This is a genomic window from Streptomyces sp. NPDC007901 (assembly GCF_042959465.1).
GTDB lineage: Bacteria > Actinomycetota > Actinomycetes > Streptomycetales > Streptomycetaceae > Streptomyces.
Genome location: NZ_JBIBKW010000010.1, coordinates 174,698 through 197,285 on the forward strand (window position 1 = coordinate 174,698; position 22,588 = coordinate 197,285).

Below are 22,588 nucleotides of genomic sequence, written 5' to 3' on the forward strand. Positions count from 1 at the left end.
AATCTTGAACCGGCGTACAACCCTCCCCCCACCCCGCCGGTCTACTTGGCATCAGGGCTTTCGGAGGGGGATCCGGGGGGATCGCGGGGGTTCTGATACGGAGGGGAAAGCCGAGGGGGTTCGATCGACGGATCGGGCCCCCTCGAAGCATGTCCGGGAGGCGTGTGCGGGGAGCGTGTTCCGGAAGTGCGTGCGGGCGCCGGTGCGACCGGTTCTTGAGTTGCCCCTGACAGTCGGGTGGCGCAGGCTGCTCTCTGGGCGGGACGGCTGTTCGACTCGGGGGGCGCTTCTCGTGCTGCGTATCCACTTCACGTCTCAGGATCTGGCCCGGGTCCGGGTGGCGAGCGCCCCCGACCCGCTCTGGGAGATCGCCTGCAGCCTGCACCGCCTGCAGACCTCACGGGGCCGCTGGGCGTACGCCGACTGGTACCGCGAGACCCGGGAAACCCTCGCCGGCTCCCCGCTCGGCGTGGCCGTCCGCCGGCTGCTGGTCCCGGTGCTGCCCCGGGCCCGCTACATGCCCGACTTCCTCACCCCGCCCGAGGCCGCCGACGGCCTGGACCGCGGGCTCACGGCGGTCGTGGACACCCCGCCCGCCCGGGTCGCCCTGGAGATCCGGATGCTGGACAGGGTCACCGGCGCTCCCGGTTGGGCACCCCGGCTGATGGAACGAGAGGCCCGGGAGGAACTGGCCGGACTCCTGCGCGCCTACCACGAAGCGGTCATCGCACCGCACGAGAGCCGTATTCACGCCATGGTCGCCGCGGAGCGCGCCCTGCGTGGCCGGGACGCCCTCGCGACCGGACTCGACGGACTGCTCGCCGGCCTGTCGCCCGCGATCCGATGGCACTCGCCGGTCCTGCACGTCGACTACGTCGAGGACCGCGACCTGCACCTCGCGGGCCGCGGACTGCGCCTGGTCCCCTCGTACTTCTGCTGGCAGTCGCCGGTCTCCCTGGCCGACGAGACCCTCGGGCCCCTCCTGGTCTACCCCCTGCAGGGCGACCGTCGCGCCGTCCCCGGCCGCCCGCCCGACGCCTCGCTCGTCGCCCTGCTCGGCCGGACCCGGGCGGCCGCGCTGCGGTCCCTCGCGCTGGGCGCGACCACCTCCGAACTGGCCCGGTTCCTGGGGGTGTCGGCGCCGACGGCCACCCATCACACCACCGTGCTGCGCGACGCCGGCCTGGTCGTCAGCCGACGCCACCACAACACCGTGCTGCACACGCTCACCCCTCTGGGCGCCGCCCTGCTCCGACCGCGGGCGTGACCGTCCGGGGAGTCTCATGCGCGGTGCAGGGCCGCCGCCCGGGCCAGGGCCCGCTGCCGGTTGTGCCAGACCTCCTCCAGGCGGGCCCGGGTGCGCGCGGGCTGGTCGCGCAGGAACGCGTCGCGCTGTGCGGCGCCCGTGCGGCGCAGGCCGCTCGCCGCGTCGCAGCGCTGATCGGCCGCTGCGGCGGCGCGCTGCTCACGCGCCAGTTTCGCGGCGCTCGCCCCCTTGACGGCCTCGGCCTGCAGCGACTGGATCAGCGCGGCGGGGGTCTTCGCGGCCCGGCCGGTGCCGGCCATGCAGCGCTGCCACCGCTTCAGGGCCTTCTGGTAGGCGGGGGCGGTGGCCAGGTACCGCTCAAGCATCTGGTCGACGTCCTGCGGTACGAGGGTGTCCTCGAGGGCGGCCCGTACGGTGCCGTACAGTCCGGCCCGCGCCCGGGCCAGGCAGCCGCCCGTGGGGTAGGTCCCGCTCGACCCGCTGGGCAGGGTCAGCGCCGCCACCTGGCCGGCGGGGCCGTCGAGGGCGGCTGTGTAGTGGGTCTGCGCGGCGGCGGACAGGGAACGGACGTACCGGTCCTGTGCCGTGGGGCCGTCGTTCATCCGGCCGAGCGCGGTGGAGACGCCGTAGCCGGGGGCCGAGCGGGAGCCGATGGAGTCGGCCGTGGTCGCCCCGGCGGGCGGCTGCGGGCCCGCGCTCGTGACCAGGTAGCGCAGTCCCCGGTCGCGCATGCAGCGCTGGGTGAGGATCTGCAGGGCGCCGAAGAGCTGCCAGCGTTGGCGCAGGGCGTCGGCGTCCGAGGTGAGGACGGTGGCGGCGTGACCGGACTCCCGCGCCGCCGGCGCAGCCTCGGCGGATGCGGCCGTGCTCGGTCCGGTGCACGCGGTTGCGGCGGCACAGACCAGGCTCACGGCGAGGATCAGCAGGGGCAGCAGGCGGGACGGTGTGCGCCCGGTACGGCGGCGCGAGAGCTCTGTCATGGGTGATCGCCCGTCATCGGGTGGCCGGAGCGTTCCCGGTCAGCAGAGTGAGGTCCAGTAGTTGCTGCTGATCGAGTCGTTGAAGGCGGTGTTGCCCGAGTTCGGCCAGACGAGGTTGGCGAAGTTGCTGTTGGACCAGTCCTTGGGCAGGCAGGCGGAGTATCCGGTGTAGCCGGTGCCGTTCCACACCTCGACGCCCAGGCCGCTGGTGCCGTGGTTGTACCCGGACGAGGCGCAGTTGTTCCACGTGCCGCTGGCGCAGGTGGAGTGGCTGTAGTCGCCCCAGTTGTCGTTCGCGCCGGAGAACTTGCCCGGTCCGTCGCCGTAGCCGGAGTTGACCCAGAAACAGAAGTAGGTGCTCGGGCAGTCCCCGATGGCCTGCGGGGAGACCTCGTCGGAGGAGGTTCCCTGGGCCGCCTGCGGTGCGGCGGCGGCCGGCCTGGCGACCGGGGCGGTGTGGGCGTCCGCGGCGGCGGCGCTGCCGGGAAGGGAGAGGCCGAGGAACACGGCCAGAGCGGTGGCGGCGAGCGCCGCGGCTAAGCGGAAGGATCTCATCGGGGATTCCCTCTTTCTCGGGCTGTTGGCTTGCCGAAGTTCGCTCCTCGGGACACAAGGGGCGATTGCAACGGTTGTGAGCGATCCTGCCAACAGGGACAGAGAGGGGCCATCACGTTTCACCGGGATGAAAAGTCCCAGGTGCGGAGCGGGAACCCGTTGCTCCGCACCCACCTTGAGCTCCGTTCGGGCCCGGCCCTAGAAGAACACCCCGCACCGCAGCAGCACGTTCGCGTACGGCCGGGCCTCGCCGGTCCGTACGATCAGGCGGGCGTCCGCCGACAGGTCCTTGAGGTGTTCGTGCGGGACCAGCGCCAGGTCGGGGAAGTGGCCGTGCAGGAGCTTCGCGGCGGCCGGGTTGGCCGCGCGGATCTCGGTCGCCGCCGTCGCGCCCTCGACGACGAGTTCGGCCAGCAGCCCCTCCAGCACCTCCGCGAAGGACGGCACCCCGGCCCGGAAGGCGAGGTCCACGACCCGCGGCCCGTGCGGGATCGGCATCCCGGCGTCGCAGACCAGCACCCCGTGCCCGTGCCCCAACTCGGCCAGCGCGCCGGAGAGATGACGGTTGAGGATCCCCGCCTTCTTCACAGCGCGTCGACCTCCGCCGTCGTCGGGTACGACTCCTGCGCGCCCCGCTTCGTCACCGCCGCCGCCCCGACCCGGGCCGCGTAGGCCGCCGCGTCGGCGAGCGGCTCGCCCGTCCCGAGCCGTACCGCGAGGGCCGCCGTGAACGCGTCCCCGGCACCTGTGGTGTCGACGGCGTCCACCTTCACGGAGGGGACGTGCGCGACGCCGTCGCCGTCGGCGACCAGCGCGCCCTCCGCGCCCAGTGTCACCACCACCGACCTCGGGCCCTTCGCGAGCAGGATCCGCGCCCAGTCGACCGGGTCCTCGCTCACGCACGCCTCGCCGAGGATCACCTTCGCCTCGTGCTCGTTGACGATCAGCGGGTCGCAGGCCGCCAGGATCTCGCCCGGAAGGGGCTGCGGCGGGGAGGGGTTGAGGACGAAACGGCTGTCGGGGGCCAGGTTCCGTACGACTTCGAGCACCGTCTCCAGCGGGATCTCCAGCTGCGTGGAGACCACCCGGGAGGCGTGGAAGAGGCACGCGGCGGAGCGTATGTCGGCCGGGGTGAGCTTCGCGTTCGCGCCCGGCGAGACCACGATGCTGTTGTCGCCGGTGGGGTCCACGGTGATCAGCGCGACGCCCGTCGGCGCCCCGCCCACCAGCACGCCCACGGTGTCCACCCCGGCCGCCCGCTGCGAGTCCAGCAGCAGCCTGCCGTGCGCGTCGCCGCCGACCCGGGCCAGCAGGGCGGTGCGGGCGCCGAGCCGGGCGCCCGCGACCGCCTGGTTGGCGCCCTTGCCGCCTGGGTGCGTGGCGAGATCGCCGCCGAGCACCGTCTCCCCGGCGGCCGGACGGCGTTCGACGTCGATCACCAGGTCGGCGTTGGCCGATCCCACGACCAGGAGGTCGTAGTCGTACATCACGTGACTCCCTCTGCACATGATGCGCATGACGCGCATGAATCGAGGCGGCCGGGCCTCAATTCAACAGCCCGGCCGCCTCCTTGGTGGCTCAGCCCGTGAACCCGGCCACGTTGTCCTTGGTGATCACCTTCACCGGGACCTTGACCGCCGACTCGACCTTCTTGCCCTGGATCGCCTTGAGCGCGTTGTCCACGGCGATCTTCCCGAGCTGGCTGGGCTGCTGGGCGACCGAGGCGTACATCGTGCCCTTCTTGACCGCGGCCAGGCCGTCCGGGGTGCCGTCGAAGCCGACCACCGGTACGGACGTGCCGGCCTTGGAGCCCAGCGCCTTGATCGCGCCGAGCGCCATCTCGTCGTTGGCGGCGATGACGCCCTGGACGTCCGGGTGGGCCTGGAGCAGGTTCGACATCACGTCGAGGCCCTTGGTGCGGTCGAAGTCGGCGGGCTGCTGGGCGACCACCTGGATGCCCGGGTAGGCCTTGAGACCGTTCGCGAAGCCCTGCGCCCGCTCCCGGGCGGCGGAGGTGCCCGCCTGGCCCTGCAGGATCACGATCTTGCCGTGGCCGCCGAGCTTCTCGGCGACGGCCTTGGCGGCCAGCTCGCCGCCGGCGATGTTGTCGGAGGCGACCAGGGTCGCCGTTTTCGCGTTGTTGACGCCCCGGTCGACGGCGACGACGGGGATGTCCGCCTTGTCGGCGGCCTGCACGGAGTTGCTCGCCGCGTCCGAGTCGACCGGGTTGACGATGATCGCGCCGAGGCCCGAACTGGTGAAGTTCTGCAGCTGGTTGGCCTGCTGCGAGGCGTCGTTCTGGGCATCGGTGACGGTCAGGTCCACGCCCTGCTTCTTCGCCTCGGCCTGGGCACCGGACCGGATCTGCACGAAGAAGGGGTTGTTGAGGGTGGACAGGGACAGGCCGATCTTCGGGTTGGCGGAGGAGGAGCCGGTGTGCAGGAGCGAGGTCGCGGCGACCAGCGCCACGGTGACGACCGCCGCGAGCGCGTACGTCCCGGCCTGCCTGCCCTTGTTCCCGCCGGTACCGGCGGCGAGCGGGGTGGCCCCGGCCTTGCGGCGGACGGTGTCCAGGAGGACGGCGAGCGCGATGACGACGCCGATCACGACCTGCTGCCAGAACGCGGACACGTTCAGCAGGTTGAGGCCGTTGCGCAGCACGGCGAGGATCAGCGCGCCGATGAGCGTCCCGGACGCCTTGCCGGTGCCGCCGGCCAGCGAGGCGCCGCCGATCACGACCGCCGCGATGGCGTCCAGCTCGTAGCCGTTGGCGGCCTGCGGCTGCGCCGAGGAGAGCCGGGCGGCGAGCACGACGCCGGCGACGGCCGCGAACAGCCCGGACAGCGCGTAGATGGCGAGCTTCTGCTTCGAGACCCGCAGCCCGGACAGCCGCGCGGCCTCCTCGTTGCCGCCGATCGCGTACATCGAGCGCCCGATGTAGGTCCGGCCCAACACGAAGGCCGCGATCAGCCCCATGACGATCATGACCAGCACGGGCACCGGCAGCCAGCCGCCGAGGGTGTCGCCGAGGTGCGAGACGGAGTCGGGGAAGGCGATCGGGGAGCCCTCGGAGATCACCAGCGACAGACCGCGTGCCACCGACAGCATCGCGAGCGTCGCGATGAACGGCGGCAGCTTGCCGTAGGCGATCAGGAAACCGTTCACCAGACCGGCCGCGATGCCGGTCGCGACGGCCAGCACCACGGCGAGGAACACCGGCACGCCGTGCTGGGTGGCGCTCCACGCCAGCACGGTGGCCGACAGGGCCGCCACCGAGCCGACCGACAGGTCGATGCCCGCCGCGACGATCACGAAGGTGACACCGAAGGCCAGGATGGCCGTCACGGCCGCCTGGACGCCGACGTTGAGCAGGTTGTCCGTGGTGAGGAAGTCCCCGGACAGTGCCGACATGGCGATGACCAGGGCTATCAGCGCGGTGAGCGCGCCGTTGTCCAGGAGCAGCCGGCGCACGCCGGCGGCGCCGGCGGTGCCACCGCCGCCCGTGGTGCGGGTCTTGAGCGTGTCAGTGGCCACGAGCGGCCTCCTTGCCGGTCTTGTCGGTCGTGTCGGTCGAGGTGGGGTTGCTGACGGCGAGTGCCATCACGGAGTCCTGGGTGGCCTGGTCGGCGGAGAGTTCGCCCGCGATCCGGCCCTGGGCCATCACCAGCACCCGGTCGCTCATGCCGAGGACCTCGGGCAGATCGCTGGAGATCATCACTACGGCGGCCCCCGCCGCCGTCAGCTCGTTGATCAGCTGGTAGATCTCGACCTTGGCGCCGACGTCGATACCGCGCGTCGGCTCGTCGAGGATCAGCACCTTGGTGTCGGCGAGCAGCCACTTGCCGATGACGACCTTCTGCTGGTTGCCGCCGGACAGCGTCCGCACGTGCTGCCCCAGCCCGGCCATCCGCACACCCAGCTGCCCGGCGATCCGCTCGGCGGCCACATGCTGGCCCTTGAGGTCGACGATCCCGGCCCGGGTGGCCTTGCGCAGCGTGACCAGCCCGAGGTTCTCCTCCACGGAGGCGTCGAGGACCAGCCCCTGCCCCTTGCGGTCCTCGGGCACGAGCCCGATCCCGGCCGTCATGGCCGCGTTGACGTCGGACCGGCGCAGCGCCGTACCGGCGACCTTCACGGCCCCCTTGTCGTACGGATCGGCCCCGAACACGGCCCGTACGACCTCCGTACGACCCGCACCCACGAGCCCGGCGATCCCGACGACCTCCCCCGCGTGCACCTCGAAGCTCACGTCGTGGAAGACGCCGTCCCGGGTCAGCCCCTCCACGGACAGCAGCGCGGCACCGGTCTCGGCGCGCTCCCTCGGGTACTGCTGTTCGATGGACCGCCCGACCATGAGCCGTACCAGCTCGTCCTCGGGCGTGGTGGCCGGCACCTGCCCGACCGACTTTCCGTCCCGGATGACGGTCACCCGGTCCCCGAGAGCGGCGATCTCGTCCAGGTGATGGGTGATGAAGACGATCCCGACCCCGTCCGACCGCAACTGCCGGACGATCACGAAGAGCTTCTCCACCTCCTCCGAGGTGAGCACGGCGGTCGGCTCGTCCATGATGAGCACCCGCGCGTCCAGGCTGAGCGCCTTGGCGATCTCGACCATCTGGAGCCGGGCGATGCCGAGTTCACGGACCCGCGCGCGGGGCGAGACGTTGACTCCGACCCGCTTCAGCAGGACTTCGGCATCCGCCTCCATCCGCTTGCGGTCGATCATCCCGTAGCGGCGCGGCTGCCGCCCCAGGAAGATGTTCTCGGCGACCGTGAGGTCGGGGACCAGGTTGAACTCCTGGTAGATGGTGGCGATCCCGAGGCGCTCGGAGTCCTGCGCACCGTGGATGCGCACCTCCTCGCCGCTGGCCAGGATCCGCCCCTCGTCGGGCGTGTAGGCGCCGGAGAGCATCTTGATGAGGGTGCTCTTGCCCGCGCCGTTCTCACCGAGGAGCACATGGACCTCGCCCCGGCGCAGATCGAAGTCGACGCCGTCGAGCGCGATCACGCCGGGGAAGGACTTCCGTATACCCTCGATGCGCAGCAACTCGTCCGGGTTGCTCACGTCGTGCTCCTTTGCACTGGGGAGGGGGACAGCTCTGGGGGAGCCGGCTCACCGCACGAGCGGCGTACGACGAGCCGGGCGGGGAGGGTGACGGACTGCGGAGTCCGGCCCTCGATACGGTCGATCAGGGCGCGTACGGCGGCCCGGCCCAACTCGCCCGTGGGCTGGGCGATCGCGGTGACCGGGGGGTCGGTGTGCACGAACCAGGGGATGTCGTCGAAGGCCGCGAGTGCTATGTCACACGGCACCCGAAGCCCCCGTGCCCGCACCGCGTCCAGCGCGCCCAGCGCCATCAGGTTGTCGGCGGCGAACACGACCTCGGGCGGCTCGGGCAGGTCGAGGAACCCCTCGGTGACCCGCCGCCCGCTCTCGGCCTGGAAGTCGCCCTGCCCTATGTAGGCGTCCGGGAGGGGGACGCCGTACTCGGCGAGGGCCTCCCGGAAGGCCCGCACCCGCTCGCTGCCGGTGGTCGTGGCGGCCGGACCGGCGATGATCGCGAGCCGGCGGTGCCCCAGCCGGTGCAGATGCGCGACGAGGTCGCGGATGGCGGCCCGCCCGTCCGCCCGCACCACCGGCACCTCGACGCCCGGGATCCACCGGTCGACGAACACCATCGGCGTCCCGCCCCGCGCCGCCTCCAGCATCAGCGGCGAGCCGCCGTCGGTGGGGGACAGGAGCAGCCCGTCGATACGGCGGTCGAGCAGGGTCCGTACGTGGTGGTCCTGGAGCTCCGGCCGCTCGTCGGCGTTGCCGATGATCACGCTGTAGCCGTGCGCGCGGGCCTCTTCCTCGACCGAGCGGGCCAGTTCCGTGAAGTACGGGTTGAGCACGTCGCTGATGACCAGGCCGAGGGTGTGGGTCTGGTCGGTGCGCAGGGAACGGGCGACGGCGTTCGGCCGGTAGCCCAGCGCCGCGACGGCCGCCAGGACCCGGGCGCGGGCGTCGTCGCTGACCGACGGATGGTCGTTCAGGACCCGGGACACCGTGGCGACGGAGACGCCTGCCTCGGCGGCGACGTCCTTGATGCTCGCCATCGCCGCTCCACCTCCTCGTGGAATCGATTACACGCGCTTGCGTAACCAGGATTGGAATCGATTACACGGCTGGGCGGCAAGAGGGGAGAGGTGGCTGAAATCCAATCGTGACCCTCGCGGTGGGTCAGTCGGTGTCCGCCTCCGCCTCCGCGTCTGCATCCGCGGGCTCGGCCTCCGGCAGCGCCGGACGCTCGGTCGGATAGAGCCCGGCCGCGAAGCCGTACACCACGTCGCCGGTGCGCGGGAGCTGCGCGTAGTCGTTCGCGAGCTCCAGGACCCGTGCCCAGAAGTCGAGGGCCTGCTCCCGGGGGATCCGTACGTACCGCACGATCGAGGAGAGCTGGTCCGCCTCGTGCGCGGGGGCCGACTCGGTCGCGGCAGTGGCGAGATCGTTGGTGCAGTAGGGCGCCGTGCCCCCGTCGTCGGCCGGGCTGATCCTGCCGACGCGGAAGATGCGCGCGGTGCGCCCGTAGTAGCGCTCCTCGATGGCCCGTACCCGGCGGGTCCGCACCACCTTCAGCAGCTCGGCGTCCACCAGCACGCTCACGTGGTGCGCGATCGTGCTCTTGGGGCGGTCGAGCGCGGCGGCGAGTTCGGTCACGGTCGCGGCGCGTTCGAGGAGCAGTTCGAGGATGGCGTCGCGCAACGGGCCGGCCAGTGCGCGGAGCTGGGCCGGGGCGGTCACGACCGCGATGTCGGCGAGGTCGTAGTCGGGGAGACGGGTATTGTTCGACACTCCTCGATTATTCTAAACTTCCGGATCGTTCGCCACCGGCAGGTGGCCGCGCAGACAAACCGGCACGTAGGGAGTTCGGGCATGGCAGAGGTCGTACTGTTCCACCACGCGCAGGGGCTCACCCCCGGGGTCGCCGCGTTCGCCGACGAACTGAGGGCGGCCGGCCACACCGTCCACACGCCCGACCTCTTCGAGGGCCGCACCTTCGGCTCCCTGGAGGAGGGTCTCGGCCATGTCGAGCGGATCGGCTTCGGCGAGCTCACCGAGCGCGGGGTCCGCGCGGCCGACCCGCTGCCGAGGGACGCCGTCTACGTCGGCTTCTCGCTCGGCGTGCTGCCCGCCCAGAAGCTGGCGCAGACGCGGGCGGGCGCGCGGGGTGCGCTCCTGGTCCATTCCTGCATCCCGGTCTCGGAGTTCGGCGCGGCCTGGCCCGACGAGGTGCCGGTGCAGGTCCACGCCATGGAAGCCGACCCGTTCTTCGCCGAGGACGCCGACGCCGCCCACGCCCTCGTCTCCGAGCGCGCCGACGCGGAGCTGTTCCTGTACCCCGGCGACCGGCACCTCTTCGCGGACAGCTCGCTGCCGGACTACGACCAGGACGCCGCCGGGCTCCTGACCCGGCGGGCGGTCGACTTCCTCAGCGCCCGGACATGACGCGCGACGAGATACGCGACGGCGCGCTCCTGCTCCTCGTCGCCCTCATGGAGGGTTCCCTGATCGCCGCGGGGAAGCTTCCCCCGGCCTGGGCGATCACCATGTCCGCCCTCTACCTGGTGTTCCTGGCGGCCTACGTGCGCGGTCTCGTCCGCGGCCGACGGTGACGCACCCGACCGCCGCGACGAGCTGACGGCGTGCGATAGCTTGCCGCCATGACCGGACTCGGACCCGTCACCTGGCCGCCCGCCCCGATCAGGACGGATCGGCTCGTGCTCCGCGAGTCCGCCGCCCGGGACCGGGCGGCGTTCGTCGAGCTCTTCGCCTCGCCGGAGGTGGGCGCCTACACGGGCGGCCCCCGGCCGCGCGAGGAACTCGAACGGGCGGTGCCCGAGGTGCCCGGGCGGCGCCCCGGCTGCTTCGTGGTCGATCTCGACGGGGCGATGATCGGCATGGTCACGCTCGACCGGCGCGACGCGGCGCGTCCGGGTCACGTCCGTGCGCATTCGGACGCGGGTGCGGACGCGGGTGCCGGGGAGGCCGAACTCGGATATCTGTTCCTGCCCGAGGCGTGGGGTCACGGCTACGCCGCCGAGGCGTGCGCGGCGGTGCTCGACTGGTGCGCCGGCGAACTCCCCGGTGAGCCGGTGGTGCTCTGCACCCAGACCGCCAACGACCGCGCGCTGCGGCTCGCGCTGAAGCTGGGCTTCACCGAGGCAGCACGGTTCGAGGAGTACGGCGCCGAGCAGTGGTTCGGCGTACGACGCTCACCAGCGCACCGCTCCGAAGTCGACTGACCGGGGCCGGAGTTCACCGGTGCGGACCGCCAACTGCCGTAGCCGCGCGGTCATCTCCTCGTGGGGCAGACGGCGGCGGTCGCCGTGCCCCGGCAGCAGCCATTCGAAGCGGAGCCGCCCGGCGGCCCGGGTCAGGGACGCGGCCAGTTCACGGACGGAGAACCAGGTGACGCTGTCGGCCACCTCCAGGTCCGCCGTCGTACGGGACCAGTAGAAGCTGTCGCCGCTGAAGCAGTACCGGTCGTCGGCGAGGTAGAGCACGCTGCCCCGGGTGTGACCGGGGAAGGGGAGGGCGAGGACCCCGTCCGCGACCTCGGCCGGTTCGGTGCCGCGCAGCACCCGGTCGGCGTCCGGGGCGGCGTCGAGATCGCCCTCGTGGATCCACAGCCGGGCGTGGAAGCGGTCGGCGTACCGGCGGCCGTGCGCGGCGTGGTCGCGGTGGGTGAGCAGGACGTCGGTGACACGGCCCAGCGCCTCGTAGCGCGTGGCGAGGGCCGGGCTCCAGCGCGGGGTGTCCACCATCATCGACGTGCCGTCGGGGCGGTGGAGGAGATAGGAGTTGGCGCCGGCCGTGTGCGGGGAGTTGTGCCCGCACAGCCGCACGGTGTCGTCCAGGGGGAGCGGGAAGGGGTCCCGGGCCGCGTCCAGCCGGCCGCCCGGGGGACGGACGGACCGGGTGGGGCAGGCGTGCGCGGCCGCGTGTAAGCGCCCGGTCTCCGTGGCGTCGCGTGGCTGGCGCAGTACGACCGAGCGCCCGCCGGCCTCACCGATCAACCCCGGTGCGAGCTGCCGCGCCACATCGCAGTTCGTGCAGCGCCCGTCCACCTGCCAGCCGTGTCCGGCCTGCTCGACCTGTTCGTTTCCCATGGTCCGTCCCCTTCCGCGTTCCGTGCCGCCGGTCACCTCAGAGGTAGCCCGGGCGGCACGGAAAGCGGAAGGGGGGCAGGACCTGGTGCTTACGGCAGGGGGCTGCTCTACCGGGCGGCTGCCTACATCGGCTTCGGCTTGAAGACCGCGAAGACGGCGCCCTGCGGGTCGGCGACCACGGACATCCGGCCGGCCATCATCTCGAACGGCGGGGCGAACACCGTGCCGTTCCGCTTGACCAGCGCGTCCACGGTGGAGTCGACGTCGTCGACGGCGAAGTAGGTCAGCCAGTGCGGCGGGGTGCCGGGCCGGTCGTCGCCGAGGCGGGCGGCGCCGCCGACGCCCCGGTCGCCGACGTTCAGCGACCAGTAGTTGCCGCCGGCGCCCTCCATCGGCTGGATCTCGATGCCGAAGGCCTCGCCGTAGAAGCCGGTGGCGGCGGGTACGTCGCTGGTGTTCAGCTCGTTCCAGATCAGCGCGCCCGGCTCGTTGACCAGCCCCGCGCCGTGGAAGTCACCCGGCTGCCACACCCCGAACACCGCGCCCTGCGGGTCGGCGGCGATCAGCATCCGGCCGAGGCCGCCGACGTCCATCACCGGGGCCAGCAGGGTGCCGCCCGCCGAGACGATCGTGTCCTGGGTGGCCTGCGCGTCGGTGCTGGCCAGGTAGGTGGTCCACACGGTAGGCGGCTCCGGCTGCCCCTCGGGGGCCATGGCCGCGCCGATGCCGGCCACCGGCTTGCCGTGCAGCGTGCAGACGGCGTACCCGCCGAACTCGGCCTCGCCGACCGAGCCCTCCCAGCCGAACAGGTCACGGTAGAAGTCCAGCGCCGCCTGCTGGTCCTTCGCCATCAGATCGACCCAGCACGGGGTGCCGGTCGGGTACGGAGCAGTGATCTCGGGCATCTCCAGGTCTCCCCTGCGCGCGGTGAAGTCCCCCGCCGCCCACCATCACCGCCCGCGGCGGATCCCGCCACCCGAGGGGGGAGGTTTGTGACGCTCGGGGTCACGGTTGCGCGGACGGCCGCGTGGTCGGCAGCTCCAGCCGCCCCCGGGTCGCGCCCAGCACGACGGCCGCCGCCAGCACCGAGGCGAGCAGGAAGGCGTGGCCGGTGTTCTCGACCGTGGCGTGGACTCGACCACGTGGGCCGACCCGAACGGCACTTTGACCACCGAGGTCTTCCAGGAGCCGATCCGGGTCCGCCAGGACGGCGCCTGGACGCCTGTCGACACCACGCTCGCCGACACGGGAGCCGCGGTCACACCCGACGCGACGGTGGCGGACCTGAACCTCTCCGACGGCGGGACAGGCCCCTTCGCCAAGGTGGCGGACGGCGGGACCTCGCTGGCCCTCTCCGTCGGAGGCGACCTGCCGTCGCCGACCCTGGACGGGAACACGGCGACGTACGCCGGCGCTGTCTCCGGTGGCGACCTGGTTGTGACAGCACTGCCCGGCGGATTCTCCGAGCAGGTCGTACTCCACGAAAGGCCCGATGGTCCCCTGACCATCCGGATGCCGCTGACCACATCTCAAGGTTTGCAGGTCTCTCAGACCAGTTCCGGCCATCTGCTGTTGACCGACGCGAGCGGTAGAACGGTCGCCGATGCCCCGGCCCCGCACATGTGGGACTCGGCTGTCGACCCCGCCTCCGGGCTCGCCGCGCACGACGCCCCGGTCACTTCCCGGATCGAGAACACCGACGAGGGCCAGGTCCTCGTACTCACCCCGGACATGAGCTTCCTCGACTCCGCCGACGTCAGCTATCCGCTGACCATCGATCCGACCACCACCCTGGCGGTCAGTACGGACACCTGGCTGGAGAGCCCCAACTACACCGACTCGCAGCGCTCTTCGGAGGAGCTACGGGTGGGCACGTACGACGGTGGCACCCACCGGGCCCGCGCCTACCTGAAGTTCGACGTCGACGACATCGTCGGCTCTCACATCGTGGACACCGACCTGTCCCTGTACTCCTACTGGTCCTCCACCTGCTCCACGTCCGGCTCCGGCATCCGCGTCCGCCGGGTCACCTCCGACTGGGACTCCTCGGCCGTCACCTGGGACACGGTACCGACCGTGACCGGGACCGGAGAGGTGACCAACACCGGGGCGCACGGGTATTCCTCGTCCTGCCCCGCCGCCTACAGCCACTGGGACATCGACGCCATCGTGCAGGCATGGGCGGACGGCGCCCCCAACTACGGCATCCAACTGCGCGCGGTCGACGAAACCGACTCCCTGACCTGGCGGCGCTACCGCTCCGCGAACTACGTCTCCGGGGACGACGCCGAGGAACCGCATCTGACCATCACGTACGAGGACTCCGAGCTCGCGGGCATCACTGACTCGTCGAGCCTCACCACTCCAGTGGTCAGCAGCGGTACGGTCAAGGACGCCGGCGGAAACGTGGCGGCCGGTGCGGACGTGGTGCTGTACGCCTGGCCGGACAACGAGTCGGACGACGCCCTCGAAGAAGGGGACTCGGTGAAGCTGCAGCCTGTCGCGAAGGCGGTCTCCGACAGCAGCGGCGGGTACATGCTACGGGTGGCCTCTGCTTCCGCGCTGACTGCGCAGGCCGCGGCGGACGGCACGGTGAACTTCGAAACCGTCGCCTACTCCGGCAGCCGGCAAGCGGTGTTCAACTTCCCGCGCACACTGGTCACTTCGTCGAGCGCTACGGCGTACCTGGCGGCGACCACAGCCGCGGCCACCTCGGACACGGATACCACTTCCATCGCCGACACCACCCCCGTGGTCGCCGACCTAGTGCTGGACAACACGCTGTCCACCTCCGAGTACTCAAGCTCCACCGTCGATGCCAGCAACGGCGTCGACGAGGAGAGCAGTTCGGCACCCGAGTCCCTGACGGACGATCCGGACAGCGCGACCGCCTCCGCTGCCGACGACACCGCGGCGGCCGAATCCGAAACGAGCGACACAACCACCGACGCGGGCGTCGCCAAGGCCTGCAACGGCACACTGGTGAAGAAGCTGGGGGCGAAATGGGTGATCGCCGGCCAGACCTACAGCGCCACCTCGGGTGTGAAGCACTCCTTCTCCTACAGCAAGGGCGCGGACAGTTCGCTGGGCGTCGGTGTATCCGCCTCAGGCACCTACGGCAGCTTCACCAGCGGTGGCTCGATCTCCAAGTCCAGCTCGATCTCCGTGGAGTACCCCACCTACGGCAATAACAGAGGCGTCTACTACAAGACCGAGTACAGCTACGGCAAGTACCTGGTGGCCTGCCAGAGCCCCGGCCGGGGATCCCCGGTCACCCATCACTACGAGGTGCGCGCCAGGGGCTACTACGGCGGCGCGAAGACGAGTACGGCCTACATCCCCACCGCCAAGCACTGCGCTTACTACCAAAAGGACACCGAGTTCACCCGGACCACCTCCCGCGCCATCACCTGGACCGACGGCGCCAGTCTCGCCGATGTGATCGGCATCGACTTGTCGGCCGAGACCGGTTACTCCAGCGACGCGACGGTGGATTACAGCTTCAACGCCAACCGCTACCTCTGCGGCACCGGCGGAGCGCCGGGCGGTAGCCATCCGTACAACTTCGTCGCCACCACCACGAAGAGCGGGCACACCCGATGAACGTAAGGCAGTCGCTGCCGGCTCTCACCCTGCTCGCGGCGCTGGTGACAGGCTGCTCCTCGGTCGATCAACAGGATTCCACGGACGGACCGTTGAACGGACCCGGCTATGCCGACGCCGGATCAGGCGAGGTGTGCATTCCGGCGAAGACGGGCGGCAGCATCGCCGTCGGCGGGGACGAGCTGCACAACTACGGCAGCAAGGCGGTCGTAGTCGACAAGATCACGCTGAAGAAGGCGAGCGGTCTACGACTGGTCGAGTCGGTCATCGTGTCCAACTCGACGGCCTTCATCGGTTACGGCCACGGTTGCCCCCCCGATCCCGAGGCAATCGACCAACCCGGCATCGACTGGGCCCACCGCCGCAAGGCCGTGGGAGCGACCATCGCCCCCCAATCGGAGAACGCGAAAGTCGCGAACAACCTGGTCCTGCATCTCCAAGTCACCGCCACCTCCGGGGTGCACATGGCCGGGATCCTGGTCCACTACCACGTCGGGGACTCCACCTACGTATGGCACAACGTGATGGGCCTGACCGTGGAGACGAAGAAGAAGAAATGCTGAACCGCCGATGCCCCGTCGCTTCATGACGAGCATCCCGGCAGCGGTGATGATGATCCTCATCGGCCTGCTGCCGGGCGGCTCGACGGGCCTCGCTTCGGGCGCCCGGCCCTCGGGTTCCGGCACCGACGCGGTCGTGGCCTTGGTCAACGCGTCCTCCCCTGCCGGGAATCTCTTCAACGGCCAGTTCTGCGGCGGCGTCCTGGTCGCCCCCACCCTGGTACTCACCGCGGCCCACTGCGTACGAGACAGGCGGCCCGCCTCTGTGGACGCCGTCGTCGGAGCCGACAACCTGTGCCGCGGCGCGCCCGTCCCGGGTCAGCGGCTCCACGTCCGCATGGCTCTCCTGCATCCCCGCACGCCACAAGGGCAGGCTGTAGACGCCGCGCTCCTGGTACTGGCAGGCAGAGCCACCGCCGCGCCTGCCCACCTGGCGGACGCGAGCGACCAACCTCCAGCCACAGGTATCGAGTTCGGCTGGGGCCGTGACGGCTACGGAGGGGTTGCCCCCTGCCGTCGCACCTCCGTGCCTCTACGTTTCGTACCCGGCGAGCGATGCACACGCGCCCAGCTCAACCTGGACATCGCCCCCAACCCCAGCTGGCAGCTGTGCGCCGTGCCGACCGCCGACGCCACTCGCAACACCTGCACGGGCGACTCGGGCAGCCCGGTCCTCGCTATGAACGCGGTGTGGGGTCTGGTCAGCTGGGGCCCCAGCTGCCGTATCGACGACGTGGGCGTCTATGTGAGCGGTCCCGCGCTCAGGACCTGGGTGACCGGGACCGACCGCACAGTCGAGCAGTAGTCAAGGGCCCCGGTGGTTACGCCGCGGCCAGCTCGCACCACACGTACTTGCCCCGGTTCCCGTACCGCGACAGCGGCTGCCAGCCCCACAGATCCGAACAGGCCCGTACGAGCGCCAGCCCTCGCCCCTCCTCCAGGTCCCCGAGCCGCTGCAACGGCACGGGGGGCTCCGGCGGTTCCGGGTCCGCGTCCCACGCGCCGATACGGAGGGTGCCGGGAGGCGACCAGCGGACGCGGAGAGCGGCGGGGCCCTTCGTGTGCCGTACGGCGTTGGAGACCAGCTCGGTGGCGAGGAGTTCGGCGACGTCGAGGAAGCGGGCGAGTCCGTGCGCGGTGAGGACCAGCCGGAGCGTGTGACGGCTGACGGTGACGGCGCGGAGGTCGTTGGGGATGGTGAGGGTGTACTCCCAGGCTTCGGGCATGCGTCATCAACTCCGGTGGCTGTGGGGGAGATTCACGCGCGGTGGCGTTGCCGCAGCCGTCATGGCAGGACGGAGTGGTGCACTTCCGCTGCGTGTGCGTTGCGTCACTGACGGTATGGGTAGTCTGTTACCCGCGGCAAGTTGGTCGTGTGAACTGTCCCCAAAAGAGGAGTGCAACTCATGGTCCAGAGGCGGGAGCCGACGGCACGTCAGGTGCGCCTGGGGAGTGAACTGCGCAGGCTCCGCGAGGCGGCTGGTCTGACCGCTGCCGAATCAGCAGCCCTACTCGGGGCGAACAGGGCCCAGATCAGCCACATCGAACTGGGTCTCACGGGCGTCAGCGAGCAACGGGTGCGCCGACTGGCATCCCATTACGCCTGCACGGACGGGAAGTTCGTCGAAGCGCTCGTCGAGATGGCCAACGAGCGGACGCTCGGTTGGTGGGAGGAGTACCGGGGTCGCCTGCCCACGTCGTTCCTGGACCTCTCCGAACTGAACCACCATGCGTCGTTCCGGCGTGACGTCGCGATCCTGTACGTACCGGGCCTGTTGCAGACGGAGGAGTACGCCCGTGCCGTCTTCTCCGGCAGGATCCCTGAACTCACCGACGAGGAACTCGAGTTGCGTGTCCGCCACCGCTTGGCGGGTCAGGAGATCGCCATCCCGTACGAGCTGGTGATCCACGAGTCGGCTCTACGGATCAGGGTCGGCGACCGCGCGGCCTCCCGGGCGCAATCCGTCAAGCTCCTGGAGCTCTCCGAAGACGAGAACATCACCGTGCGGGTCATTCCCTTCGACTTGGACGGTTTCTCCAGAGCCGCCAGCACCATGACGTACGTGGGCGGCGCCGTACCGAAGCTGGACACGGTTGTGCGTGACGTACCGCACGGGTCGGCGTTCATCGATTCCGAATCACAGCTCAGCGCCTTTCGAACGCGCTTCCGTAAGGTGGAAGCCGTGTCGCTCGATACCGAACGATCGCGCGACTTCGTCAACCGGCTGCTGAAAGAGCTGTGAGGCACCTCATGGACAACTGGCGGAAGTCGTCCTACTCGGGTCCGGACGACGGCAACGAGTGCGTGGAAATAGCCACGGGCCCCACTCGGATCGCCGTCCGCGACTCCAAGGCCCCCACCCGAGCCATCCTCACCTTCCCCGCCTCCGCCTTCGCCCCCTTCCTCCGAGCCCTGAAATCCATACCTCGTCCCTGACTGTCAGACCCCACCGGTACCGTCGGTTCATGGCTGACCAGGCGGGGACCCCCACAGGCGAACGACGACTCGCCACCGTCGAAGGCGTGCTCGAACGCATCACGTATGCCAATGAGGAGAACGGCTACACGGTCGCCCGTGTCGACACCGGCAGAGGTGCCGGTGATCTCCTCACGGTCGTCGGGGCGCTGCTCGGCGCCCAGGTGGGGGAGTCGCTGCGGATGGAGGGCCGGTGGGGGTCGCATCCGCAGTACGGGAAGCAGTTCACCGTCGAGAACTACACGACCGTGCTGCCGGCCACCGTGCAGGGGATGCGGCGCTACCTGGGGTCGGGGCTGGTCAAGGGCATCGGGCCGGTCTTCGCCGACCGGATCACCCGGCATTTCGGTGTGGACACCCTCCGGATCATCGAGGAGGAGCCGAAGCGGCTGATCGAGGTGCCGGGGCTCGGGCCGAAGCGGACGAAGAAGATCGCCGACGCCTGGGAGGAGCAGAAGGCGATCAAGGAGGTCATGCTCTTCCTGCAGACCGTCGAGGTGTCGACGTCGATCGCGGTGCGCATCTACAAGAAGTACGGTGACGCGTCGATCTCCGTGGTGAAGAACCAGCCTTATCGGCTCGCCGCCGATGTGTGGGGCATCGGGTTCCTGACCGCCGACAAGATCGCCCAGTCGGTCGGGATTCCGCACGACAGTCCGGAGCGGGTGAAGGCGGGGCTGCAGTACGCGCTGTCGCAGTCCGCCGACCAGGGGCACTGCTACCTCCCGGAGGAGCGGCTCATCGCGGACGCGGTGAAGCTGCTGCAGGTCGACACCGGTCTGGTCATCGACTGCCTCGCCGAGCTGGCCGCACCGCCGGAGGACGGCGAGGATCCCGGTGTCGTACGGGAGAAACTCCCCGGCCCCACCCCCGACGCCGAACCCGTCACCGCCGTCTACCTCGTCCCCTTCCACCGGGCCGAAGTCGCCCTCGCCGCCCAGCTGCTGCGGCTGCTGCGCACCGGCGACGACCGGATGCCGGCGTTCCGGGACGTCGCCTGGGACAAGGCGCTCGCCTGGCTGAAGGACCGTACGGGCGTGGACCTCGCCCCCGAGCAGGAGGCCGCCGTCCGGCTCGCGCTGACCGAGAAGGTGGCTGTCCTCACCGGCGGGCCGGGCTGCGGCAAGTCGTTCACCGTGCGGTCGATCGTGGAGCTGGCGCGGGCGAAGCGGGCCAAGGTGGTGCTGGCCGCGCCCACCGGGCGGGCTGCCAAGCGGCTCGCCGAGCTGACCGGCGCGGAGGCGTCGACCGTGCACCGGCTGCTGGAGCTGAAGCCCGGCGGCGACGCGGCCTACGACCGGGACCGGCCGCTCGACGCCGACCTGGTGGTGGTGGACGAGGCGTCGATGCTGGATCTGTTGCTCGCCAACAAGCTCGTCAAGGCCGTGCCGCCCGGCGCGCACGTCCTCTTCGTCGGCGACGTCGACCAGTTGCCCAGCGTGGGGGCCGGTGAGGTGCTGCGGGACCTGCTCGCCGAGGAGAGCCCCATCCCCGCCGTCCGGCTCACCCGGGTCTTCCGGCAGGCGCAGCAGTCGGGGGTGGTGACCAACGCGCACCGGATCAACGCGGGACAGCAGCCCGTCACCGACGGCATGAAGGACTTCTTCCTCTTCGTGGAGGACGAGACGGAGGAGGCGGGGAAGCTGACGGTGGACGTCGCCGCCCGGCGGATTCCGGCCAAGTTCGGGCTCGATCCGCGGCGGGACGTGCAGGTGCTCGCGCCCATGCACCGCGGGCCGGCCGGGGCGGGCACGCTCAACGGACTCCTCCAGCAGGCCATCACCCCCGCCCGCCCCGACCTGCCCGAGAAGCGGTTCGGCGGGCGGGTCTTCCGGGTCGGCGACAAGGTCACCCAGATCCGCAACAACTACGAGAAGGGCGAGAACGGTGTCTTCAACGGCACCGTGGGCGTGGTCACCTCGCTCGACCCGGTCGACCAGCGCCTCACCGTGCTCACGGACGAGGACGAGGAGGTGCCGTACGACTTCGACGAACTGGACGAACTGGCCCATGCCTACGCGGTGACCATCCATCGTTCCCAGGGAAGTGAATATCCCGCCGTGGTGATCCCGGTCACCACCGGAGCGTGGATGATGCTCCAGCGCAACCTCCTCTACACGGCCGTCACCCGGGCCAAGCAACTGGTCGTCCTCGTCGGTTCGCGCAAGGCGATCGGGCAGGCGGTGCGCACGGTGTCCGCAGGCCGGCGCTGTACGGCGCTCGACTTCAGGCTCTCGACACCACGCATCACAAAAAATGATCGATCAAATGAGTCGTGAAGGTCACAAGGCTCTTCCAGATGGGGAAACAAGGGGGCAGGATGAGCAGGTTGGCGGCACTGAGTGCCGCCGATAGGCCCAATGGTCGACCCCGAGTGCACTCTCCTGAGCCAAATGGGGGATGGTAGAGACAGTCAGGGCACCTCGAAGATGAGGCACTACGTCGGTGAGGGAAGACGTGAGCGACAACTCTGTAGTACTGCGGTACGGCGACGGCGAGTACACCTACCCGGTGGTCGACAGCACCGTCGGCGACAAGGGCTTCGACATCGGGAAGCTCCGGGCGCAGACCGGCCTTGTGACCTTGGACAGCGGCTACGGGAACACCGCTGCCTACAAATCCGCCGTCACCTACCTCGACGGCGAGGCGGGCATCCTCCGGTACCGCGGATACCCCATCGAGCAGCTGGCCGAGCGCTCCACCTTCCTGGAGGTGGCCTACCTGCTGATCAACGGTGAGCTGCCGACCGTGGACGAGCTCACCACGTTCAAGAACGAGATCACGCGGCACACGCTGCTGCACGAGGACGTCAAGAACTTCTACCGGGGCTTCCCGCGCGACGCGCACCCGATGGCCATGCTGTCGTCGGTCGTCTCGGCGCTGTCCACCTTCTACCAGGACAGCCACAACCCGTTCGACGAGAAGCAGCGCGACCTCTCCACCATCCGGCTGCTCGCCAAGCTTCCGACGATCGCCGCGTACGCGTACAAGAAGTCGGTCGGCCACCCGTTCGTCTACCCGCGCAACGACCTCTCCTACGTGGAGAACTTCCTGCGCATGACGTTCTCGGTGCCGGCGCAGGACTACGAGCTGGACCCGGTCGTCGTCTCGGCCCTGGACAAGCTGCTGATCCTGCACGCGGACCACGAGCAGAACTGTTCGACGTCGACGGTCCGCCTGGTCGGCTCCTCGCAGGCGAACATGTTCGCGTCGATCTCCGCCGGTATCTCCGCGCTCTGGGGCCCGCTGCACGGCGGCGCCAACCAGTCCGTCCTGGAGATGCTGGAGGGCATCCAGGCCAACGGCGGCGATGTCGACTCCTTCATCCGCAAGGTGAAGAACAAGGAGGACGGCGTCCGCCTGATGGGCTTCGGCCACCGGGTCTACAAGTCCTTCGACCCGCGCGCCAAGATCATCAAGTCGGCCGCGCACGACGTCCTCTCCGCCCTCGGCAAGTCCGACGAGCTGCTGGACATCGCGCTGAAGCTGGAGGAGCACGCGCTCTCCGACGACTACTTCGTCTCGCGCAACCTCTACCCGAACGTCGACTTCTACACGGGCCTGATCTACCGCGCCATGGGCTTCCCGACCGAGATGTTCACGGTCCTGTTCGCCCTCGGCCGCCTGCCGGGCTGGATCGCCCAGTGGCAGGAAATGATCAAGGAGCCGGGTTCCCGCATCGGCCGTCCGCGCCAGATCTACACGGGCGTCGTCGAGCGCGACTTCGTGCCGGTCGAGGAGCGCTGAACGCGCCGCTAGCCACACGGGCATAGCAGAAGGCGCCCTGGAGCGCCGGTCCCCCCACGGGCCGGCGACCAGGGCGCCTTCCCGTGTCCCGGTGCGGATTCCCCCCACGGGATCCGGCCGGGCGCTCGGTACGGCAGCGCCTGAATCGCTGCTTTGAGCACAACGAGCAGAACTCGCCGTACTACATCCAGTGATGCGGTGCGATCTGCCGGGACCCGTACGGCACGGGAGGGCCGCTCAAAGCTTC

General features: G+C 70.4%; 22 protein-coding genes. 11 read left to right on the forward strand and 11 right to left on the reverse strand.

Going from position 1 to position 22,588, the window contains the following annotated elements:
• The first annotated feature begins 292 nt into the window (after positions 1-292).
• The gene (locus tag ACFZDK_RS30490) at positions 293-1,267 is read left to right on the forward strand and encodes a helix-turn-helix domain-containing protein (RefSeq protein WP_390977133.1); all 975 of its coding nucleotides are present in this window, start codon (positions 293-295) and stop codon (positions 1,265-1,267) included.
• Between the two features lie 14 nt (positions 1,268-1,281).
• Here the strand turns inward: ACFZDK_RS30490 and ACFZDK_RS30495 are convergent, their stop codons facing one another.
• From ACFZDK_RS30495 to ACFZDK_RS30530, 8 genes are all read right to left on the reverse strand, one after another.
• Positions 1,282-2,247, reverse strand: coding sequence for a hypothetical protein (locus tag ACFZDK_RS30495; RefSeq protein ID WP_390977134.1), 966 nt, complete (start codon positions 2,245-2,247; stop codon positions 1,282-1,284).
• A 39-nt stretch (positions 2,248-2,286) separates the two neighbouring features.
• Positions 2,287-2,802 (reverse strand): peptidase inhibitor family I36 protein, encoded by a 516-nt coding sequence (locus ACFZDK_RS30500; RefSeq protein ID WP_390977135.1) that lies wholly within the window; start codon positions 2,800-2,802, stop codon positions 2,287-2,289.
• Positions 2,803-3,000: 198 nt separating this feature from the next.
• Positions 3,001-3,390: a D-ribose pyranase gene (gene rbsD, locus ACFZDK_RS30505; RefSeq protein ID WP_390977136.1), complete on the reverse strand. Its 390-nt coding sequence runs from the start codon at positions 3,388-3,390 to the stop codon at positions 3,001-3,003.
• A complete protein-coding gene (locus ACFZDK_RS30510) occupies positions 3,387-4,289 on the reverse strand; it encodes a PfkB family carbohydrate kinase (protein WP_390977137.1) in 903 nt (300 codons plus the stop codon). The genes rbsD and ACFZDK_RS30510 overlap by 4 nt, the downstream gene beginning before the upstream one ends.
• Positions 4,290-4,380: 91 nt before the next feature.
• On the reverse strand, positions 4,381-6,336 hold the full coding sequence (locus ACFZDK_RS30515) for a substrate-binding domain-containing protein (protein WP_390977138.1): 1,956 nt from the start codon (positions 6,334-6,336) through the stop codon (positions 4,381-4,383).
• The gene (locus ACFZDK_RS30520; protein WP_390977139.1) at positions 6,326-7,867 is read right to left on the reverse strand and encodes an ATP-binding cassette domain-containing protein; all 1,542 of its coding nucleotides are present in this window, start codon (positions 7,865-7,867) and stop codon (positions 6,326-6,328) included. Before ACFZDK_RS30520 ends, ACFZDK_RS30515 begins: the two co-directional genes overlap by 11 nt.
• Positions 7,864-8,901: a substrate-binding domain-containing protein gene (locus ACFZDK_RS30525; RefSeq protein ID WP_390977140.1), complete on the reverse strand. Its 1,038-nt coding sequence runs from the start codon at positions 8,899-8,901 to the stop codon at positions 7,864-7,866. The genes ACFZDK_RS30520 and ACFZDK_RS30525 overlap by 4 nt, the downstream gene beginning before the upstream one ends.
• A 124-nt stretch (positions 8,902-9,025) precedes the next feature.
• Positions 9,026-9,637 carry a helix-turn-helix domain-containing protein gene (locus tag ACFZDK_RS30530; RefSeq protein WP_390977141.1) on the reverse strand — a complete coding sequence of 204 codons (612 nt, stop codon included), beginning with the start codon at positions 9,635-9,637 and terminating at the stop codon, positions 9,026-9,028.
• Positions 9,638-9,718: 81 nt separating this feature from the next.
• Between ACFZDK_RS30530 and ACFZDK_RS30535 the strand changes: the two genes are divergently transcribed.
• From ACFZDK_RS30535 to ACFZDK_RS30545, 3 genes are read left to right on the forward strand one after another with little or no spacing between them, the layout of a single operon-like run.
• A complete protein-coding gene (locus tag ACFZDK_RS30535) occupies positions 9,719-10,291 on the forward strand; it encodes a dienelactone hydrolase family protein (RefSeq protein WP_390977142.1) in 573 nt (190 codons plus the stop codon).
• Complete coding sequence (locus ACFZDK_RS30540; protein WP_390977143.1) at positions 10,288-10,458, forward strand: hypothetical protein; 171 nt, start codon at positions 10,288-10,290, stop codon at positions 10,456-10,458. The genes ACFZDK_RS30535 and ACFZDK_RS30540 overlap by 4 nt, the downstream gene beginning before the upstream one ends.
• Before the next feature lie 48 nt (positions 10,459-10,506).
• Positions 10,507-11,088 (forward strand): GNAT family N-acetyltransferase, encoded by a 582-nt coding sequence (locus ACFZDK_RS30545; protein ID WP_390977144.1) that lies wholly within the window; start codon positions 10,507-10,509, stop codon positions 11,086-11,088.
• Here ACFZDK_RS30545 and ACFZDK_RS30550 read toward each other — a convergent pair.
• The gene (locus ACFZDK_RS30550; protein ID WP_390977145.1) at positions 11,059-11,955 is read right to left on the reverse strand and encodes a 4Fe-4S domain-containing protein; all 897 of its coding nucleotides are present in this window, start codon (positions 11,953-11,955) and stop codon (positions 11,059-11,061) included. The genes ACFZDK_RS30545 and ACFZDK_RS30550 overlap by 30 nt on opposite strands.
• Before the next feature lie 122 nt (positions 11,956-12,077).
• Positions 12,078-12,860, reverse strand: coding sequence for a VOC family protein (locus tag ACFZDK_RS30555; protein ID WP_390977146.1), 783 nt, complete (start codon positions 12,858-12,860; stop codon positions 12,078-12,080).
• Between the two features lie 223 nt (positions 12,861-13,083).
• Here ACFZDK_RS30555 and ACFZDK_RS30560 point away from each other — a divergent pair, with 223 nt between their 5' ends.
• Genes ACFZDK_RS30560 through ACFZDK_RS30570 form a run of 3 tightly spaced genes read left to right on the forward strand, consistent with a single transcriptional unit; the run spans position 13,084 to position 16,923 of the window.
• Positions 13,084-15,558, forward strand: coding sequence for a DNRLRE domain-containing protein (locus ACFZDK_RS30560; RefSeq protein ID WP_390977147.1), 2,475 nt, complete (start codon positions 13,084-13,086; stop codon positions 15,556-15,558).
• Positions 15,555-16,121, forward strand: a complete 567-nt coding sequence (locus ACFZDK_RS30565) for a hypothetical protein (RefSeq protein ID WP_390977148.1) — start codon at positions 15,555-15,557, stop codon at positions 16,119-16,121. Before ACFZDK_RS30560 ends, ACFZDK_RS30565 begins: the two co-directional genes overlap by 4 nt.
• A 22-nt stretch (positions 16,122-16,143) precedes the next feature.
• On the forward strand, positions 16,144-16,923 hold the full coding sequence (locus tag ACFZDK_RS30570) for a trypsin-like serine protease (protein ID WP_390977149.1): 780 nt from the start codon (positions 16,144-16,146) through the stop codon (positions 16,921-16,923).
• 16 nt (positions 16,924-16,939) lie between these two features.
• On the opposite strand, the gene ACFZDK_RS30575 is transcribed toward ACFZDK_RS30570, so the two are convergent.
• Positions 16,940-17,344 (reverse strand): ATP-binding protein, encoded by a 405-nt coding sequence (locus ACFZDK_RS30575; RefSeq protein ID WP_390977150.1) that lies wholly within the window; start codon positions 17,342-17,344, stop codon positions 16,940-16,942.
• Between the two features lie 180 nt (positions 17,345-17,524).
• On the opposite strand from ACFZDK_RS30575, the gene ACFZDK_RS30580 reads away from it, so the two are divergent.
• The 4 genes from ACFZDK_RS30580 (at position 17,525) to ACFZDK_RS30595 (ending at position 22,341) form a co-directional block, all read left to right on the forward strand.
• Entirely contained in the window at positions 17,525-18,361 is an 837-nt protein-coding gene (locus tag ACFZDK_RS30580; RefSeq protein ID WP_390977311.1) for a Scr1 family TA system antitoxin-like transcriptional regulator, read from the forward strand.
• An 8-nt stretch (positions 18,362-18,369) separates the two neighbouring features.
• Positions 18,370-18,555, forward strand: coding sequence for a DUF397 domain-containing protein (locus tag ACFZDK_RS30585; RefSeq protein WP_390977151.1), 186 nt, complete (start codon positions 18,370-18,372; stop codon positions 18,553-18,555).
• A gap of 29 nt (positions 18,556-18,584) precedes the next feature.
• Positions 18,585-20,873, forward strand: coding sequence for an ATP-dependent RecD-like DNA helicase (locus tag ACFZDK_RS30590; protein WP_390977152.1), 2,289 nt, complete (start codon positions 18,585-18,587; stop codon positions 20,871-20,873).
• Positions 20,874-21,051: 178 nt separating this feature from the next.
• Positions 21,052-22,341 (forward strand): citrate synthase, encoded by a 1,290-nt coding sequence (locus ACFZDK_RS30595; protein ID WP_365682336.1) that lies wholly within the window; start codon positions 21,052-21,054, stop codon positions 22,339-22,341.
• Positions 22,342-22,588 lie beyond the last annotated feature (247 nt).